Origin of the sequence: Escherichia marmotae, from assembly GCF_002900365.1 — a bacterium.
GTDB lineage: Bacteria > Pseudomonadota > Gammaproteobacteria > Enterobacterales > Enterobacteriaceae > Escherichia > Escherichia marmotae.
The window spans coordinates 4246039-4265468 of the sequence record NZ_CP025979.1 but is presented as its reverse complement, the minus strand read 5'-3'; the positions used below and the strand labels follow the sequence as shown (position 1 = coordinate 4265468).

At 49.8% G+C, this 19430-nt stretch carries 16 protein-coding genes; 6 read left to right on the top strand and 10 right to left on the bottom strand.

The window, feature by feature from the left end; genetic code table 11:
* Positions 1-40: 40 nt before the first annotated feature.
* On the bottom strand, positions 41-1342 hold the full coding sequence (gene rlmD / locus C1192_RS21730; protein ID WP_000046776.1) for a 23S rRNA (uracil(1939)-C(5))-methyltransferase RlmD: 1302 nt from the start codon (positions 1340-1342) through the stop codon (positions 41-43).
* A gap of 56 nt (positions 1343-1398) precedes the next feature.
* Here rlmD and barA point away from each other — a divergent pair, with 56 nt between their 5' ends.
* Complete coding sequence (gene barA, locus C1192_RS21725; protein ID WP_038355745.1) at positions 1399-4155, top strand: two-component sensor histidine kinase BarA; 2757 nt, start codon at positions 1399-1401, stop codon at positions 4153-4155.
* A gap of 268 nt (positions 4156-4423) precedes the next feature.
* Here barA and C1192_RS21720 read toward each other — a convergent pair whose 3' ends face one another.
* The 4 genes from C1192_RS21720 to syd form a co-directional block, all read right to left on the bottom strand.
* Positions 4424-4873 carry a flavodoxin gene (locus C1192_RS21720; protein WP_000807727.1) on the bottom strand — a complete coding sequence of 150 codons (450 nt, stop codon included), beginning with the start codon at positions 4871-4873 and terminating at the stop codon, positions 4424-4426.
* A gap of 17 nt (positions 4874-4890) precedes the next feature.
* The gene (gene truC / locus C1192_RS21715; protein WP_000889990.1) at positions 4891-5673 is read right to left on the bottom strand and encodes a tRNA pseudouridine(65) synthase TruC; all 783 of its coding nucleotides are present in this window, start codon (positions 5671-5673) and stop codon (positions 4891-4893) included.
* Entirely contained in the window at positions 5673-6002 is a 330-nt protein-coding gene (locus C1192_RS21710; RefSeq protein ID WP_000206974.1) for a YqcC family protein, read from the bottom strand. Before C1192_RS21710 ends, truC begins: the two co-directional genes overlap by 1 nt.
* A 620-nt stretch (positions 6003-6622) precedes the next feature.
* Positions 6623-7168 carry a SecY-interacting protein gene (syd, locus tag C1192_RS21705; protein ID WP_038355744.1) on the bottom strand — a complete coding sequence of 182 codons (546 nt, stop codon included), beginning with the start codon at positions 7166-7168 and terminating at the stop codon, positions 6623-6625.
* A gap of 67 nt (positions 7169-7235) precedes the next feature.
* Here syd and queF point away from each other — a divergent pair, with 67 nt between their 5' ends.
* The 5 genes from queF to xni all read left to right on the top strand — a co-directional run bounded on the left by queF (position 7236) and on the right by xni (position 13698).
* Positions 7236-8084, top strand: a complete 849-nt coding sequence (queF, locus tag C1192_RS21700) for an NADPH-dependent 7-cyano-7-deazaguanine reductase QueF (RefSeq protein WP_000100401.1) — start codon at positions 7236-7238, stop codon at positions 8082-8084.
* 111 nt (positions 8085-8195) lie between these two features.
* The gene (gene ppnN / locus C1192_RS21695; protein ID WP_000627991.1) at positions 8196-9560 is read left to right on the top strand and encodes a nucleotide 5'-monophosphate nucleosidase PpnN; all 1365 of its coding nucleotides are present in this window, start codon (positions 8196-8198) and stop codon (positions 9558-9560) included.
* A gap of 556 nt (positions 9561-10116) precedes the next feature.
* Complete coding sequence (gene sdaC / locus C1192_RS21690) at positions 10117-11406, top strand: HAAAP family serine/threonine permease SdaC (RefSeq protein ID WP_000450483.1); 1290 nt, start codon at positions 10117-10119, stop codon at positions 11404-11406.
* Positions 11407-11463: 57 nt separating this feature from the next.
* Positions 11464-12831, top strand: a complete 1368-nt coding sequence (gene sdaB / locus C1192_RS21685) for an L-serine ammonia-lyase II (RefSeq protein WP_000626404.1) — start codon at positions 11464-11466, stop codon at positions 12829-12831.
* A gap of 111 nt (positions 12832-12942) precedes the next feature.
* The gene (xni, locus tag C1192_RS21680; protein WP_024191905.1) at positions 12943-13698 is read left to right on the top strand and encodes a flap endonuclease Xni; all 756 of its coding nucleotides are present in this window, start codon (positions 12943-12945) and stop codon (positions 13696-13698) included.
* Between the two features lie 103 nt (positions 13699-13801).
* On the opposite strand, the gene fucO is transcribed toward xni, so the two are convergent.
* The 5 genes from fucO to C1192_RS21655 form a co-directional block, all read right to left on the bottom strand.
* Entirely contained in the window at positions 13802-14950 is a 1149-nt protein-coding gene (gene fucO, locus C1192_RS21675; protein WP_038355743.1) for a lactaldehyde reductase, read from the bottom strand.
* A 27-nt stretch (positions 14951-14977) separates the two neighbouring features.
* Positions 14978-15625, bottom strand: a complete 648-nt coding sequence (fucA, locus tag C1192_RS21670; RefSeq protein WP_001516971.1) for an L-fuculose-phosphate aldolase — start codon at positions 15623-15625, stop codon at positions 14978-14980.
* Between the two features lie 132 nt (positions 15626-15757).
* Positions 15758-16756 carry a LacI family DNA-binding transcriptional regulator gene (locus C1192_RS21665; RefSeq protein WP_001516972.1) on the bottom strand — a complete coding sequence of 333 codons (999 nt, stop codon included), beginning with the start codon at positions 16754-16756 and terminating at the stop codon, positions 15758-15760.
* A gap of 67 nt (positions 16757-16823) precedes the next feature.
* The gene (locus C1192_RS21660; RefSeq protein WP_001516973.1) at positions 16824-18401 is read right to left on the bottom strand and encodes an FGGY-family carbohydrate kinase; all 1578 of its coding nucleotides are present in this window, start codon (positions 18399-18401) and stop codon (positions 16824-16826) included.
* Between the two features lie 52 nt (positions 18402-18453).
* Positions 18454-19404 carry an ABC transporter substrate-binding protein gene (locus C1192_RS21655; RefSeq protein ID WP_001516974.1) on the bottom strand — a complete coding sequence of 317 codons (951 nt, stop codon included), beginning with the start codon at positions 19402-19404 and terminating at the stop codon, positions 18454-18456.
* Positions 19405-19430 lie beyond the last annotated feature (26 nt).

The window sequence follows — 19430 nt, the reverse complement described above, 5'->3', positions numbered from 1 at the left end:
TCCTTTAGGGACCTGACCTGCTGAAATCAGCAAATCGTAACTATTTAACGCGCGAGAAAAGTACCATCGATTCCAGATGCCCCGTGTGTGGGAACATATCCAGCATCGCCAACCGCGCAATGGTATATCCTGCTTTTAATAACGCCTCGCTATCCCGAGCCAGCGTCGCAGGGTTACAGGATACATAAACTATACGAATAGGTTCCAGTTTTATAATTTGTTGCATAACGCCTGCTGCACCAGCACGCGCCGGGTCCAGCAACACTTTATCAAAGCCGTTTTTTGCCCACGGCTGCTTTGTAACATCATCTTCAAGATTTTCGTGATAAAACGTCACATTATGTAAGCGATTAAGACTCGCGTTCTGCTGGCCTTTTTCCACCAGCGCCGGAACCCCTTCCACACCAACAACACTTGCCGCACGGGTCGCTAACGGCAGCGTAAAATTGCCCATACCACAGAACAGATCCAGCACACGATCATCAGGCTGAACATCCAGCCACTCCAGCGCTCGCGCCACCATTTTCTGGTTCACACCCGCATTGATCTGAATAAAATCACGCGGACTAAAGGTTAAGCGCAACCCGTTTGAGTCATACCAGGGCATCTCGCCAGAGACGGTTTCGAGTATCTCACTATCGGGGGCGAGATACAGATCCAGGCCTTCAGAATGCGAAAAGCGTTCCAGTTTTTCGCGATCTGCCAAACTTAGCGGTGCGGTATGGCGTAAAATCATCAGCAGGCCGCTGGTTGCCTGCACCAGTTCAACATGACCAAGATGGCGCATAGCTTGTAAGCTGTCCAGGCATGCCCTGACTTTGGGCAACAACGCTTCAAGTTGGGGCACTAAAATAGGGCATTGTTTAACGTCGACAATGTCACTGGAACCCGCTTTGCGAAATCCCATCTGGAGTTGTTGTTTTTTCGGTAGATAGTTCAGACTTAAACGCGCGCGACGGCGATAACCCCAGGGGACATCGTCGATCACTTCAGAGACGTCGTGTTTCATTAACCGGGCGAGTGCTGCGCTTTTGCTACGCTGCTGGAGTTCGACGCTGGCGTGTTGTTGCTGACAGCCGCCGCATACGCCAAAATGAGGGCAGCGTGGCGTTTTGCGTTCCGGGCTGTCGCTTAACCTGCGCACGACCTTAGCGCGGGCGTACTGTTTTTTATCTTCAGTAACAGTAACTTCCGCGTTTTCCGGCGGTAGTAATCCAGGAATAAATAACGCTTTGCCGTTATGTCGCGCCACGCCCTGACCAAAAGAGTCGAGGTCGTTGACTGAAACGGTTATGATCTGACGCGTCGTCGCGCGTCGTTTTGCAGAGTAGAATTGCGCCATTGGCGAGACTTTCTCAATTTAACAGTGTGACCTTAATTGTCCCATAACGGAACTCCATGACCAACTACAGCCTGCGCGCACGCATGATGATTCTGATCCTGGCACCGACCGTCCTTATTGGTTTATTGCTTAGCATCTTTTTCGTCGTGCATCGCTATAACGACTTGCAGCGTCAACTGGAAGATGCCGGTGCCAGCATTATTGAGCCGCTTGCGGTTTCAACGGAATATGGCATGAGCCTGCAAAATCGCGAATCTATTGGTCAATTGATCAGCGTTTTGCATCGTCGCCATTCCGATATTGTTCGTGCCATTTCGGTTTATGATGAAAATAACCGACTTTTTGTCACCTCCAATTTTCATCTTGATCCTTCATCAATGCAGCTCGGCAGCAACGTGCCATTTCCGCGCCAACTTACTGTCACACGTGATGGCGATATTATGATCCTGCGCACGCCGATTATTTCTGAGAGTTATTCTCCCGACGAATCACCCAGCAGCGATGCCAAAAATAGTCAAAATATGTTGGGATATATTGCTCTTGAGCTGGATCTTAAATCAGTGCGCTTGCAGCAATATAAAGAGATCTTTATTTCTAGCGTGATGATGCTGTTTTGTATTGGTATCGCGCTTATTTTTGGCTGGCGCTTAATGCGCGATGTAACCGGCCCAATTCGCAACATGGTGAATACCGTCGACCGCATCCGCCGAGGGCAACTCGACAGTCGGGTGGAAGGATTTATGCTCGGAGAGTTGGATATGCTGAAAAATGGCATCAACTCGATGGCAATGTCGCTGGCGGCTTATCACGAAGAGATGCAGCACAATATCGACCAGGCGACGTCCGATCTGCGTGAAACGCTGGAACAGATGGAAATTCAGAACGTTGAACTGGATCTGGCGAAAAAACGCGCCCAGGAAGCGGCGCGTATTAAGTCAGAGTTTCTGGCAAACATGTCGCATGAGCTGCGTACACCGTTGAATGGCGTTATTGGTTTTACCCGCCTGACGTTGAAAACAGAATTAACACCAACGCAGCGCGATCACCTCAATACTATTGAACGCTCGGCAAATAATTTGCTGGCAATTATTAATGATGTTCTCGATTTCTCAAAACTGGAAGCAGGCAAGCTGATTCTGGAAAGTATTCCATTCCCACTACGCAGCACGCTGGATGAAGTGGTAACGCTACTGGCGCATTCTTCTCACGATAAAGGACTGGAATTAACGCTCAATATTAAGAGCGACGTGCCCGATAACGTCATTGGCGACCCGCTGCGTTTACAGCAAATAATCACTAACCTGGTGGGGAATGCGATTAAATTCACCGAGAATGGCAACATCGACATTCTGGTAGAAAAACGTGCGCTGAGTAATACCAAAGTACAGATTGAAGTGCAGATCCATGATACCGGCATTGGTATTCCTGAACGCGATCAATCGCGTTTGTTCCAGGCCTTCAGACAGGCAGATGCCAGTATTTCACGCCGTCATGGCGGCACCGGGCTGGGGCTGGTAATTACGCAAAAACTGGTCAATGAAATGGGCGGCGATATCTCGTTCCATAGCCAGCCGAATCGTGGTTCAACCTTCTGGTTCCATATTAATCTCGATCTGAACCCGAATATTATTATCGAAGGGCCATCCACTCAGTGCCTCGCGGGTAAACGCCTGGCTTATGTCGAACCGAACTCTGCAGCCGCCCAGTGTACGCTGGATATTTTAAGCGAAACACCGCTGGAAGTGGTTTATAGCCCAACGTTCTCCGCGCTGCCTCCTGCACATTACGACATGATTTTGTTAGGGATTGCGGTAACCTTCCGCGAACCGCTGACGATGCAGCATGAGCGGTTGGCGCAAGCGGTGTCAATGACCGATTTTCTGATGCTGGCACTTCCGTGCCATGCACAGGTCAATGCCGAAAAGCTCAAGCAAGATGGTATCGGCGCGTGTCTGCTGAAACCCCTGACGCCTACACGTTTGTTGCCTGTACTGACGGAATTTTGTCATCAAAAGCAAAACACACTTTTGCCTGTTACCGATGAAAGTAAGCTGGCAATGACGGTTATGGCTGTTGATGATAATCCGGCAAACCTGAAACTTATCGGCGCATTGCTGGAAGATATGGTGCAGCATGTTGAGCTGTGCGATAGCGGACATCAGGCGGTTGAACGGGCGAAACAGATGCCGTTCGATTTAATCTTAATGGATATTCAAATGCCGGATATGGACGGCATTCGGGCATGTGAACTCATTCACCAGCTCCCGCATCAGCAGCAAACACCAGTTATCGCGGTAACGGCGCACGCGATGGCCGGGCAAAAAGAGAAACTGCTTGGCGCGGGAATGAGCGATTATCTGGCGAAACCGATTGAAGAAGAGCGGTTGCATAATTTGCTGTTACGTTACAAGCCCGGCAGTGGCATTTCTTCTCGCGTCGTGACGCCAGAAGTGAACGAAATTGTGGTGAATCAGAATGCGACTCTCGACTGGCAACTGGCACTGCGCCAGGCTGCAGGAAAAAACGATCTGGCGCGCGATATGCTGCAAATGTTGCTCGATTTCCTGCCAGAAGTTCGCAACAAAGTTGAAGAACAATTGGTTGGAGAAAACCCGGAAGGCCTGGTTGATTTGATCCATAAACTGCATGGCAGTTGCGGTTATAGCGGCGTACCGCGAATGAAGAATCTCTGCCAACTAATCGAACAACAGCTACGCAACGGTACTAAAGAAGAAGATTTGGAGCCGGAGCTACTGGAACTGTTGGACGAGATGGATAATGTGGCGCGCGAAGCCAGTAAAATTCTCGGTTAATAAACCTCTTGTCGAGTAAAAACCGGCTTCTTTATGAAGCCGGTTTCAGATTGGTGGCAAGTACCTGTGTTTATGCCGAATGCGGCGAGAACGCCTTGTCATGTCTACAACATCATATGAAGTGGTTCACTTGACTCCAGGCAAACGCTAGTAAAAATGCCCCTTAAGAAGGCACATTTACTGGCATTTGCCTGAAAAAATTCGATTCAGCATCGCTGAAACAATATTTTTGCCGACCATTAGGTATATCAGCAAAAATAGCGAGGACTCAGGACAACAGCGTGCCCCAATGTTCAACCCACGGGTTTGATTCCGTTTCTGGTTCCGGGGTCTCGCTGGCATCAATCAGCAGCATTTCCCCTACCCGCTGCGCGCTTTGTTCCTGCAACAAAGCATCGAACTGTTTGCCACCATTGCAGAAATTCACATAACTGCTGTCGCCAAGGGCAATCACGCCATAACGCAGGTTCGGCTGGAAACCGAGGTTATCCTTTATTCCCAGAAAGAGCGGCACAATGCTGTCAGGAAGGTCGCCCTGCCCGGTGGTGGAGGTGACTACCAGTACGTACTTGTCCTGATAGGGTAGCCAGTCACTTAACTCTGGATCTTCAAATACCGTTGCTTTGTGTCCTTGCCCGGACAAAATGGCTTCCGCTTCTTCTGCAACTAACAATGCGTTGCCGTACATGGTGCCAACAAAAATACCAATTTCCGCCATACCGTTTTCTCCCTGGATTAGGAACTCATCTCACCATCCTGACCGGATGCCGCGCTGAACTCAACCCTTTCATTTTCAGGAAGTAGACCGCGCCAACCAAACTGTGATAACGCCTGCATCCAGGTGTCGTCCAGACCCGCGTAAATAGTGAGCGGCTCGCCAGTAAAAGGATGCGTCAATGACAACTGGCTGGCATGTAGCATTAACCTCTGCAGGCCGAAATGTTCAGCCCCGCTGCGGTTCTGGCGCAAATCGCCGTGTTTGCTGTCCCCAATGATGGGATGACGCAAATGGGCCAGATGGCGGCGTAGTTGGTGTTTACGTCCAGTTTTCGGCTCCAGTTCCACCAGGCCATAGCGCGTGGTCGGGTAACGTCCAGTCGCCACAGGCATTTCCACCGTCGCCAGACCGCGATAATGCGTTACCGCTGGCTGTGGACCTTTATCTTCGCGGGCATATTTATCAGCGATTTTGTCCAGTTCTTCTACCAGCGGATAATCCAGCTCCGCCTCATCCATCAGCCAGCCACGCACAATCGCATGGTAACGTTTCTGGATTTGGTGCTGTTCAAACTGTTGCGCCAACAGTCGCCCTGCCTCACTGGATAACCCCATCAGCAATACGCCAGAAGTCGGGCGATCCAGACGATGCGCGGTAAAAACATGCTGACCAATCTGGTCACGCACAGTTTGCATCACCACAACTTTCTCGTCGCGATCCAGCCAGCTACGGTGGACCAGCCAGCCGGACGGTTTATTTACCGCCACCAACCATTCATCCTGGTAGAGTATTTCCAACATCAGTTAGCATCATCCGCAAAAAGGGCATCCAGCTTTTCCAGCTCCGCCAGAATAAGCGCTCGTTGCGGGTGATCCGTCGCCAGCGCCATTTCATAGTACGGCGCCACAGCAAATGCCCCTGGTAATGGCTGATTGTTATCTAATAAATCGTGCATCCGCGGGATAAGCACCCACTGCAACCACTCCAACGGTTCCATGGTGTCCATAAAAAACGGTTGGGTACTGTTGAATAGATGCGGCTGGGGTTCATCATTGCGCCAGTGCTGATGTTCACGCAGCAGCGCTTCAAGCGCCTGCAACTGGAAACGAACGCGGTCATGAGTAGTCATAAAGCAGCCTCAAGTAAAAAACTGCCGCGAAGAATAGCAGGAATAAAAAAAGGGAGCACTGTATTCACAGTGCTCCCGATTCGTTTCGCAGCATTCCAGCTACTTTTGTTGCTCCCTGCTCATCCTTGACAACTTTTCCTTTAGCCTTACGGCCAATCGTTCATCCTGAACTATTGCTCCCTGCTCACACCACCCCGATGTGATACTTCATCCTGAAGTGTCCCTGGCCTTCCTGACCCACCGAATCATCCTGACCGGTTCTCATTCTCCATCCTGGAGGTGTCCTTTAACGCGTCCTGCGTTATCCTCTTCGCTTCATCCGGAAGCCTTTCCCTGAAACACCATCCTGGCGTGTCCTTCAGAAGTGTCATCATCCTGATGTTCACTTCATTGTCTGACTCCCTGTCGACGAAGATAGAATCGTCTTTTTCACTGCGTCTTACAAGGAGCTTACAGACAATGCCTTAAGGATAATTTCATATGAAAGTCGAAAAAACAATAATAAGCAATTGATTTCAAATCAAAATATCAAATCTCATCTTATTAAGTATTCGCTTATTTCCTGGCGATCTCCTACAGGGTCTGTAAGAGATCTCTCACAACAAGACGGGGTATTTGGATTACAGAAGAGGCTTAAGTTGGTTGAGGAATTCCGCAAGATTTGAGGCTAAATGCGCCCGTTTACGCGTTCCCAGTGTCTCTTTGCATACTTCGCCTGAGAGATTACACACCGAGATTACCTCCAGCTCTTCTTCCAGCGTCGCGATAAATAGCGTAGGCGGTAGTTTTAGACGTTTCTGAGTAACCAAATGGCCAATCAGATTTTCCTGCACTCGACGGAAGTCATCTTCGCTCCAGGTTTGCAGTAATGTCAGTTTGATATCACCAAACTGCGCATGCATATCCCCGGCAAACTGGGTCGTATAGAAGGTATGAATTGTAGGTTGTATCACAATATCAAACGCCCGTTCAACCGCGTTTACATTTTGCTCACCGGTAAACGGTTGAGGTTGCCAGTATACGGCGTCTTCGGTGGTTGAAATAATGCATGGCGAAGGAACGCCATACAGCTCCTCACTTAACGGCCAGCTTTTATACTGTTCATGCCAGACATCGCAGTAGCGCGCAGTAAAATCCTTCAGGGCTTGTGCGGTCAAATCGTCCACTAATTTCTCTCTTCACTTAAACCAGATACACTTGTTGTTTAGTTTATCTGGTTTATGACGGTGAAACATGTCTTCTTATGCAAACCATCAGGCACTTGCAGGCCTGACTCTCGGAAAATCAACCGATTACAGGGATACCTATGACGCCAGCCTGCTGCAAGGCGTTCCGCGTAGTCTGAATCGCGATCCACTGGGTCTGAAAGCGGATAACCTGCCTTTTCACGGCGCGGATATCTGGACGCTATATGAGCTTTCCTGGCTAAATGCGAAAGGTTTACCGCAGGTCGCTGTGGGTCATGTTGAACTTGATTACACCAGCGTGAATCTCATTGAGTCGAAGAGTTTTAAGCTCTATCTCAATAGCTTTAATCAGACTCGATTTAACAATTGGGAAGAGGTGCGCCAGACGCTGGAGCGCGATTTAAGTACCTGCGCCCAGGGTAAGGTCAGCGTGGCGTTATATCGACTCGATGAACTGGAAGGCCAGCCAATGGGTCATTTCAATGGCACCTGCATTGATGAGCAGGATATCGCTATCGATAACTATGAATTCACCACTGACTACCTTGAGAATGCCGCCAGCGGTGAAAAAGTGGTGGAAGAGACGCTGGTTAGCCATCTGCTGAAATCAAACTGTCTGATCACCCATCAGCCAGACTGGGGTTCCATTCAAATTCAGTACCGTGGACACAAAATTGATCGGGAAAAACTGCTGCGTTATCTGGTTTCTTTCCGTCATCACAACGAGTTCCATGAACAATGCGTAGAGCGTATTTTTAATGATCTGCTGCGCTTCTGCCAGCCAGAAAAATTAAGCGTTTACGCTCGTTATACCCGTCGTGGCGGTCTGGACATTAACCCCTGGCGTAGCAATAGTGACTTTGTCCCATCGACTACCCGACTGGTACGACAATAAATTTTTTTTCAGTTTTGCGTGCTGGATTCAAGCATAGAGTTGTGAAAGGCCATCAGGCAGGGCTATTGTAATCAAAGGGAATGACAATAATTGTCCCATAAGGAGTTTTTCTTGATTACACATATTAGCCCACTTGGCTCCATGGATATGTTGTCGCAGTTGGAGGTGGACATGCTTAAACGCACCGCCAGCAGCGACCTCTATCAACTGTTTCGCAACTGTTCACTTGCCGTTCTGAACTCCGGTAGCCTCACCGATAACAGCAAAGAATTGCTATCCCGTTTTGAAAATTTCGACATTAACGTGTTGCGCCGTGAACGCGGTGTTAAGCTGGAACTGATCAACCCTCCGGAAGAAGCTTTCGTCGATGGGCGCATTATCCGCGCCTTACAGGCCAACTTGTTTGCGGTTCTGCGCGACATTCTCTTCGTCTACGGGCAAATCCATAACACCGTTCGTTTTCCCAATCTGAATCTCGACAACTCTGTCCACATTACTAATCTGGTCTTTTCTATATTGCGCAACGCGCGCGCGCTGCATGTAGGCGAAGCACCGAATATGGTGGTGTGCTGGGGCGGTCACTCCATCAATGAAAACGAATATCTGTATGCACGGCGCGTTGGTAATCAACTGGGGCTTCGCGAGCTGAATATCTGCACCGGCTGCGGTCCAGGAGCAATGGAAGCGCCGATGAAAGGTGCAGCAGTAGGTCACGCTCAGCAGCGTTACAAAGACAGTCGTTTTATTGGCATGACAGAACCGTCGATTATCGCCGCTGAACCGCCTAACCCACTGGTCAACGAACTGATCATCATGCCGGATATCGAAAAACGTCTTGAAGCGTTTGTGCGTATCGCTCACGGCATCATTATTTTCCCGGGTGGTGTGGGTACGGCAGAAGAGTTGCTGTACTTGCTGGGAATTTTAATGAATCCGGCCAACAAAGATCAGGTTTTACCGTTGATCCTCACCGGGCCGAAAGAAAGCGCCGACTACTTCCGCGTACTGGACGAATTTGTCGTACATACGCTGGGAGAAAACGCGCGCCGCCATTATCGCATCATTATTGATGACGCTGCCGAAGTAGCACGTCAGATGAAAAAAGCGATGCCGCTGGTGAAAGAAAACCGTCGCGATACCGGCGATGCGTACAGCTTTAACTGGTCAATGCGCATTGCGCCAGATCTGCAAATGCCGTTTGAGCCGTCTCACGAGAACATGGCCAATCTGAAGCTTTACCCGGATCAACCCGTTGAAGTGCTGGCCGCCGATCTGCGTCGAGCATTCTCCGGTATTGTTGCGGGTAACGTGAAAGAAGTCGGTATTCGCGCCATTGAAGAGTTTGGCCCTTACAAAATCAACGGCGATAAAGAGATTATGCGTCGTATGGACGACCTGCTTCAGGGGTTTGTCGCCCAGCATCGTATGAAGTTGCCTGGCTCTGCCTATATCCCTTGCTACGAAATCTGCACTTAATCTCCCTTCTCCCGGTAACGATCGTTGCCGGGTTTTGTTCTCCCAGGTCACTCACTAAGCAATCTATTTCATTTTCCATCTGAATATTTCAGCACGTCATCATGCAATTAATATCACCAACATCAATATGTCATACAATTTATATTGTAACGCAAACGTTTACCTGCTTTTATAAACCGCATTTTATCGCTGATAAAAATAAAATCTCATCATGATTAACTAAAAGTATTGATTTTTTCAGTTCAACCTACATATATTGCGCGCCCCGGAAGAAAACAGATGTCGTTTAGTGGGCAAATATCGCCCTTAAATTCTCTTTTACTTTTGATTTACAGAGTAAAGCGTTGGGATTATCTATCTTCCAAGTAGATTATTGTATTTGAGATCAAGATCACTGATAGAGACATAAGTTGTGTGTATCTTTCCGCCCTCAAATTATTACGGCGGAAAATGATTGAGCCATCGCCGATAGACAGATTTCATTTTTACGGCCAGGCACCTTCCCGGGCTGAACTGGCTAAAAGCTGAATTATTTGCATTCCTCCAGGAGAAATAGATGGAAACAACTCAAACCAGCACGATTGCGTCGAAAGACTCTCGCAGTGCCTGGCGCAAGACAGACACCATGTGGATGCTGGGCCTTTATGGTACAGCAATCGGCGCGGGTGTACTGTTCCTGCCAATCAACGCCGGTGTTGGCGGTATGATCCCGCTGATCATCATGGCCATCCTTGCGTTTCCGATGACGTTTTTTGCTCACCGCGGCCTGACTCGCTTCGTACTGTCTGGTAAAAATCCGGGCGAAGACATCACCGAGGTTGTAGAAGAACACTTTGGTGTTGGCGCAGGTAAACTGATTACCCTGCTGTACTTCTTTGCTATTTACCCGATCCTGCTGGTGTACAGCGTGGCAATCACTAACACAGTAGAAAGCTTCATGGCCCACCAACTGGGCATGACACCGCCGCCACGTGCGATTCTGTCACTGATCCTGATCGTGGGTATGATGACCATCGTTCGCTTCGGTGAGCAGATGATCGTTAAAGCAATGAGCATCCTGGTATTCCCGTTCGTTGCAGTTCTGATGCTGCTGGCTCTGTACCTGATCCCACAGTGGAACGGCGCGGCGCTGGAAACTCTGTCTCTGGATACTGCAGCTTCTACCGGTAACGGTCTGTGGATGACTCTGTGGCTGGCGATTCCGGTCATGGTGTTCTCGTTCAACCACTCTCCGATCATCTCTTCTTTCGCCGTTGCGAAGCGTGAAGAGTACGGCGATATGGCAGAACAGAAATGCTCTAAGATCCTGGCATTCGCACACATCATGATGGTGCTGACCGTTATGTTCTTCGTCTTTAGCTGCGTACTGAGCCTGTCTCCGGCAGACCTGGCTGCGGCAAAAGAACAGAACATCTCGATTCTGTCTTACCTGGCTAACCACTTTAATGCGCCGATTATCGCGTGGATGGCACCGATTATCGCGATGATTGCCATCACCAAATCCTTCCTCGGCCACTACCTGGGCGCGCGTGAAGGCTTCAACGGTATGGTGATTAAATCACTGCGTGGTAAAGGTAAGTCTATTGAAATCAACAAGCTGAACCGTATCACTGCACTGTTCATGCTGGTAACAACCTGGATTGTTGCCACCCTGAACCCGAGCATCCTGGGTATGATTGAAACCCTGGGCGGCCCAATCATCGCGATGATCCTGTTCCTGATGCCGATGTACGCAATCCAGAAAGTACCGGCAATGCGTAAGTACAGCGGTCACATCAGCAACGTATTCGTTGTCGTGATGGGTCTGATTGCTATCTCCGCAATCTTCTACTCTCTGTTCAGCTAAGTCCTTTCGCGCCGCTTTCGGGCGGCGCTTCCTCCGTTTTAACGCGATGTATTTCCTATGATTAGCGTATTCGATATTTTCAAAATCGGCATTGGCCCTTCCAGCTCTCATACCGTTGGACCGATGAAAGCGGGTAAACAATTTACCGACGATCTGATTGCCCGTAATCTGCTGAAAGACGTAACCCGCGTGGTGGTTGACGTCTACGGCTCACTCTCTCTGACCGGTAAAGGCCACCACACGGATATCGCCATTATTATGGGTCTGGCGGGTAATCTGCCAGATACCGTGGATATCGACTCTATCCCTGGTTTTATTCAGGATGTGAATACTCACGGTCGTCTGATGCTGGCAAACGGTCAGCACGAAGTGGAGTTCCCGGTTGATCAGTGCATGAACTTCCATGCAGACAACCTTTCTCTGCATGAGAATGGTATGCGCATCACCGCTCTGGCAGGCGACAAAGTTGTTTACAGTCAGACTTACTACTCCATCGGCGGTGGCTTTATCGTTGATGAAGAACATTTTGGTCAGCAGGATAGCGCACCGGTTGAAGTTCCCTATCCTTACAGTTCAGCAGCCGACCTGCAAAAACATTGCCAGGAAACTGGTCTGTCACTCTCTGGCCTGATGATGAAAAACGAGCTGGCGCTGCACAGCAAAGAAGAGCTGGAACAGCATCTGGCGAACGTCTGGGAAGTGATGCGCGGCGGTATTGAGCGCGGTATTTCCACCGAAGGCGTGTTGCCAGGCAAACTGCGCGTTCCACGTCGTGCGGCGGCGCTGCGTCGAATGCTGGTTAGCCAGGATAAGACCACAACTGACCCAATGGCGGTTGTCGACTGGATCAACATGTTCGCACTGGCGGTAAACGAAGAAAACGCAGCAGGTGGTCGAGTGGTTACTGCGCCGACTAACGGCGCGTGCGGAATTATCCCGGCGGTGCTGGCATACTACGACAAGTTTATCCGCGAAGTGAACGCTAACTCACTGGCTCGTTATCTGCTGGTTGCCAGCGCGATTGGTTCTCTTTATAAGATGAACGCCTCGATTTCTGGTGCCGAAGTGGGTTGCCAGGGTGAAGTTGGTGTGGCGTGCTCTATGGCTGCGGCTGGCCTGGCTGAACTGTTAGGCGCAAGCCCGGCGCAGGTGTGCATCGCGGCGGAAATCGCTATGGAGCATAACCTCGGCCTGACTTGTGACCCGGTCGCCGGACAGGTACAGGTGCCGTGCATCGAGCGTAATGCTATTGCAGCAGTGAAAGCAGTGAACGCTGCACGTATGGCACTGCGCCGTACCAGCGAGCCACGCGTATGCCTCGATAAAGTTATCGAAACCATGTACGAAACAGGTAAAGACATGAATGCCAAGTACCGCGAAACATCTCGCGGCGGCCTGGCGATGAAAATCGTTGCCTGCGATTAATCTCTCTCCAGAGGCCTCGTTTTGCGAGGCCTCTTCCTGTTTTCTCATCCAGCCGTAGCCTGTTCCGGTATCGAATGTTACCCTTATCGCCTGATCTTTAAGGGGGTTATCGTGGCTGTTCATTTGCTTATCGTCGATGCACTGAATCTTATCCGTCGCATTCATGCCGTTCAGGGTTCGCCCTGCGTGGAGACCTGCCAGCACGCTCTCGATCAACTTATTATGCACAGCCAGCCAACCCACGCGGTCGCCGTTTTTGATGATGAAAACCGCAGTAGCGGCTGGCGTCATCAACGTTTACCGGATTACAAAGCGGGTCGCCCACCAATGCCGGAAGAGTTGCACAACGAAATGCCTGCATTACGCGCCGCCTTTGAGCAACGCGGCGTCCCGTGCTGGTCAGCCAGCGGCAACGAAGCCGATGACTTAGCCGCTACGCTGGCGGTCAAAGTGACTCAGGCCGGGCATCAGGCAACCATTGTTTCGACAGATAAAGGCTACTGCCAGCTACTTTCGCCAACGTTGCGCATTCGCGATTACTTCCAGAAACGCTGGCTGGATGCGCCGTTTATCGATAAAGAATTTGGCGTTCAACCGCAACAGTTGCCCGATTACTGGGGGCTGGCGGGGATCAGCAGTTCAAAGGTGCCGGGTGTTGCAGGGATTGGCCCGAAAAGCGCCACGCAGTTGCTGGTCGAGTTTCAGAGTCTGGAAGGAATTTATGAGAATCTCGACACGGTTGCCGAAAAGTGGCGCAAAAAATTAGAAGTACATAAAGAGATGGCGTTTCTGTGCCGCGATATTGCCCGCTTACAAACTGATTTGCATATCGACGGCAATTTACAGCAATTACGGTTGGTACGGTAAAGAGATACCGGATGCTACCGATTAACACCCCATTGAATTTCATGACCGTGTAGGCCGGATAAGACGCGCCAGCGTCGCATCCGGCATTATCACATCAGCGCAATTACCAGGCGGTATGGTAAAGCTCTACAATATCCTCAAGCGTTGCTTCACGCGGGTTGCCACCGGTACAAACATCGTCCAGAGCCGCCTGCGCCAGTGCCGGAATGTCTTCCTTGCGTACACCAACATCACGCAAATGTGGCGGAATACCTACATCACGATTGAGAGCAAACACCGCGTCAACAGCAGCATTACGCGCCTCTTCCAGGCTCATGCCTTCCACTTTCACGCCCATTACGCGCGCAATATCGCGGTACTTCTCGCCGGAAAATTCGGCGTTATAGCGCATAACATGCGGTAACAGAATGGCGTTCGCAACACCGTGCGGGGTGTTATAAAACGCGCCCAGCGGGTGCGCCATACCATGCACCAGCCCCAACCCAACGTTCGAGAAGCCCATGCCCGCGACATACTGTCCGAGCGCCATCTGTTCTCCGGCATCCTTATCACCGGCAACCGATCCCCGCAGCGCCCCGGCAATAATTTCAATGGCTTTAATATGCAACGCATCGGTCAGCGCCCACGCACCACGCGTAATATACCCCTCGATGGCATGAGTCAGCGCATCGACACCGGTCGCGGCTTTCAGCGCCGGTGGCATACCATCCATCATGTCAGCATCAATAAACGCCACCTGCGGGATATCATGCGGATCAACGCAAACAAACTTGCGCCGTTTTTCTTCGTCAGTAATTACATAGTTAATGGTCACTTCCGCCGCAGTGCCCGCCGTGGTGGGGATCGCCAGAATCGGTACGCTGGGTTTATTGGTCGGTGAAAGCCCTTCCAGACTACGCACATCGGCAAACTCCGGGTTGTTGCTGATGATGCCAATCGCTTTACAGGTATCCTGCGGAGAACCACCACCAATAGCGATCAGGTAATCCGCACCGCTGTTCTGGAATACACCCAGCCCTTCTTTGACTACGGTGATTGTCGGATTCGGCACTACGCCGTCGTAAATCGCCCATGCCAGCCCGGCGGCATCCATCTTATCGGTCACTTTCGCCACCACGCCGCACTGCACCAGCGTTTTATCAGTCACGATCAGCGCCTTCTGATAACCACGGCGTTTCACCTCATCGGTTAAAGCGCCAATTGCGCCCCGCCCAAACCATGCCGTTTCGTTCAGAATCATTCTGTTAGCCATCATCCTTCTCCTTGTTGCTTTACGAAATTACTCTTCAATCCGTAATCCATAGGTTTTGAATTTCTCCAGCACCACGGCAATCTCTTCATCGCTCAGTACTGGAACCGGGTCAGTAATCGCCAGGGTCGCCAGATAAAGCTGCGCCAGCACTTCAACTTCATGCGCCAGCCATAACGCTTTTTCCAGATTAGCCTCACAAGCGATAAGCCCATGATGTTGTAGCAGAATTGCTTTACGATTTTTGAGAGCCAGCGCAACATGTTCGGAAAGTTCGCGTGTCCCAAAGGTCGCATAAGGTGCGCAAGGAATGGAATTTCCGCCAGCCGCCGCGATCATGTAGTGAATGGCGGGGATCGGCCGGTTAAGAATGGAAACTGCCGTGCAATGAACGGCATGGTTGTGAACAACCGCGTTGGCATCCGGTCTGCTTTGGTAGGCCGCCATATGGAAACGCCATTCGCTGGAAGGGATTTTATCTTCTTCGTATTTTCCGTTGCCATCAACATAGACAATCATATTTTCCGTCATTCTTTCATAAGGAATACCGCTGGGAGTAATCAACATGCCATTTTCAAAACGCGTGCTGACATTCCCCGCAGTCCCCTGATTTAACCCAAGACGCGTCATTTCCAGACAGGTTTCAATTATTTCACGGGATAAACGTGTTCTTTCCATCTCTATTCTCCAGATACAGGTTCAGCTCGCCTTGTTGCGTAAAACAGCACCGCAAATAAAGACGGGGTTATTTTTAGTAAGGAAAGGCTATTGAATATTATTGCCCAATAGCCTGCTTATTTTCTGCGATTATTATTTTTTTCTTATGCGCTTAATTAATTTCATTTCTACTTTGACCGTTTTTTTTACGGGCCTTTCTTCAATAGCGCTTAACATCATTTCAAACGCTTTTTCTGCCCAGGCATTTTCATCCTGCTGCATTGACCAGACGTTATTGGCGAGAAATCCCAGCATGGGATGTTCATCGAAAGTGCCGATATTGATTTCTGGCGGTACAGCGCCAAAACGATCGCGAATCGCGCGAACAGCGCCTTCAAGCACAGGTAAAGACGAGGCGATAAATGCCTGTGGACATCCCTGATCTTCAATGAGTTTGTCCATAATGACATAGCCGCCTTCAGGGGTATTTACCGGGCCTTCCCTCACCCAATTACGATGGGTAATACCCTTTTTCGCCAACGCATTCAAATAGCCAGTCAGACGATCGCTGATACTCGGCAACCCGGCATCTCCCAGCAAAAACCATACTGGTGCCTGCCCTGCCTCGAGAATATTTTGTGTCAGTTTTTCACCGCCAGAAATATTATTACTTTCTACCAATGCGTTATCGGTATATTTAAAATCACGATCGAGTAACACCATTGGTTTACGAATTTTGCGTAAATGATGCTGTTGATTTTCCAGTGTCGAAGGGACAATAAAAAGACCATCTACATTTCGTGCGATAAATGCTTTAGTCAATTTATTTTCATAATCAACGTCATCATAAGTACAACTGATTGTAAGTTGATATCCGGAACGTCGACAGCGTTGTTCGAGTTTTTCTGCCAGCGTTGCAAAAAAGACGTTGGATATGTTGGGAACAATCAATCCCAATGTATCTGTTTTGTTAAGTTTAAGACTGCGGGCGGAATGATTAATGATATAACCATAGCGTTCTACATATTCATTGATACGCGTTTGGGTTTTGACGCTGATCCGATATTGTTCCGCTTTTCCATTTAGCACCAGTCGCACGGTCGTAACCGATAAATTCAGGTCGCTGGCTATCTGCTCTACTGTTTTAGCCATAGGTCTTTCCCAGTTAACATCCAGACGTCAAATCACAATCATAAAAGTATTTTTAACTTTTGTCTTATTACATCAGTTGGTTAACTACCTGTTGTTGATCCCAAAGCGTCAGGTAAACCTGGTATTTACGTTCTAAAAATTCACGGCGTTGTGGGTTTGCCCGAATAACCTCGCCGGCCTCAACCATTGCTTTACATGCGGATGAAAAATTACGCCATGCTCCGCTGGCAACAGCACCGCTAATTGCTGCGCCCAACGTAACGGCATCTTCTTCTTGCATCAGGTGGATATCGCAGCTTGTCACGTCTGCATATTCGCGTAGCCACAAGGGGTTGTGCGTTGCACCACCACATAACGTTAATTGGGTAATGGTATGCCCATTTTCCCTTAGAGTTTCAATAATATGTCTGGTGCCAAAGGCTATTGCCTGTAAAGTCGCAAGGTAAAGTCGCGCGAGTTGATTTTCTCCACGCTCCAGCGTTAAACCATAGACACTGCCTCTGGCATCGGGCCGTGCTCGTGGCGAACGGTTGCCGTGATGATCGGCAAGCACATGTAAATTTCGTGTAGGTTCAGACTCGTTATTTTCCAGGGCGGCTACCCATTCATTAATCAGTTGAATCGGATGGCACCCGCGTTGTTGCGCCTTGTTAAAGAGATTTGCGCTTGCCCCGGACTCCTGAAGCGTCCACTCCACCAGCGCCCCTGCGGCGCTTTGCCCACCTTCGGTTAGCCAGTAATTTGGCAGCATGGCCGACCAGTATGGCCCCCAGACGCCAGGGGTAAATATCTCTTTTTCACTGCACAACATATGGCAATTCGACGTTCCGCTTATCACTGCCAGCGTACCTGATGGCTGCGCGCCAACCAGCGCCACACCACCGGCATGAGCATCAATCAAGCCACTGGCCACTATAACATTGGTCGTTAATCCCAATTCTTCAGCAGCAGTGGCAGTTAACGTTCCCACGGCAGCGCCTGGCGGAAGAATTTCGGCGGGAATTCTTTCAAGCATGTCCGTCAGGTCTATCGATTCCAGTAAGTTATGGCTAAAGCGTTGCTCATGAGCCAGATAATTCCATTTACACGTTAGCGTGCACAATCCCGCGACGTCTCGCCCTGTTGCTTTCCAGACCAGAAAATCCGCCAGATCGAAAAAGCGATGAGCGGCCTGCCAGGTTTGTGGTAGATGTGTCTTCAACCAACGTAACTTTGGTAGCTCCATCTCGACACTCACTTCGCCGCCAACGTAGCGCAATGCGGGATCCTTCGTCGCGTTAATCTGCGCCGCCTCGGCTGTTGCGCGATGATCCATCCACATAATGATGTCCTGATTCGCAGGTCCGCTGGGCGAGACCGCTAAACCTTTGCCTTGTCCATCAAGAACAACCAGCGAACAGGTAGCATCAAAACCCAGCGAGCAAATCGCGGAAACGGGGATGCCCGCCAGAGCTGTCGCCTCTTTCACCGTTTTACAGACCTGTTGCCAGATCTCAGCCGAAGACTGTTCGACACGCTCGCCGCCCGGGCGAAACTGGGAGACAGGCGCAGTGGCAAATGCCAACCTGCGGCCATTGGCACAGTAAACTCCCGCTCTGACACTGGCCGATCCGACATCGACACCGAGAAAATAACCGTTGTGCATAAAGCCTCCCTGACGCTGGAGATAACGGGGATGAAAGTTCACCCCCAATTTTTTATTTCTTACCAAATGGGTGTAGCAGTTTGTCGATTTCTGGCGTGTTAATGTTCTCGGTATTCACAAATTTCACGGGAATATCGATCTCTTTTTCAACGGGTTGTCCTGAGAGGGCCGCATTCAAGGTTTTGATCCCCTGATAGCCAATCTGGTATGCATCCTGAACAACAAAGCCCTGAATGACGCCGTTCTTCAGGAAGTTAATAATCGCTTCTGTACTATCAAAACCAATGACCTTCACCTTACCTTTCAGATTCTGGCTATCAATGGCATTCGCCACCCCGAGCGTTGAACCTTCATTGGTGCCATAGATCCCCGCAAGATCGGGGTTGGCCTGGATCATGTCGATAGTTTTATCCATCGCTTTTTGGGGATCACCATCGCTGTACTGAACGGGTAATACTTTGATGTCAGGATATTTTTCTTTCATCCGTTCCATGAAGCCTTCCGAGCGTTCAATGGCGGAAGAAGTTCCTGCTACATGCGCGATAATCCCGACTTTTCCTTTATTGTTGACCTGCGCGGCTAACGCATCGGCAGCCTGTGCCCCTGCTTTACGGTTGTTGGTCGCGACAAAACTCACCGGAATGTCCGAGTTGATGCCTGAATCAAAGGTCACCACTTTAATACCGCGTGAATTTGCTGTTTCTACCAGTGGGGCGAGCGCATTCGCGTCGAGGGCAGCCAGGAGCAAGCCATTCGGTTTTTGCGCCATCGCATTTTCGACTAACTGAATCTGCTCGGCTATTTGCGTTTCATCAGCCGGGCCAACATAGCTGGTTTTATCACCCATCTCTTTAGCCGCAGCTTCAGTGCCCATTTTTACGGTTTGCCAGAATTCATGTTGAAAACCTTTACTAACAACCGGAAGATTCAAATCCTTTGCCAGTGCGCTGGAAGTCATACAGGCCAGCAGAGATAACGCATAGACAAAATGCCTGTTTTTCATTGTTTTACTCCGTTTTGAGTGAGTCA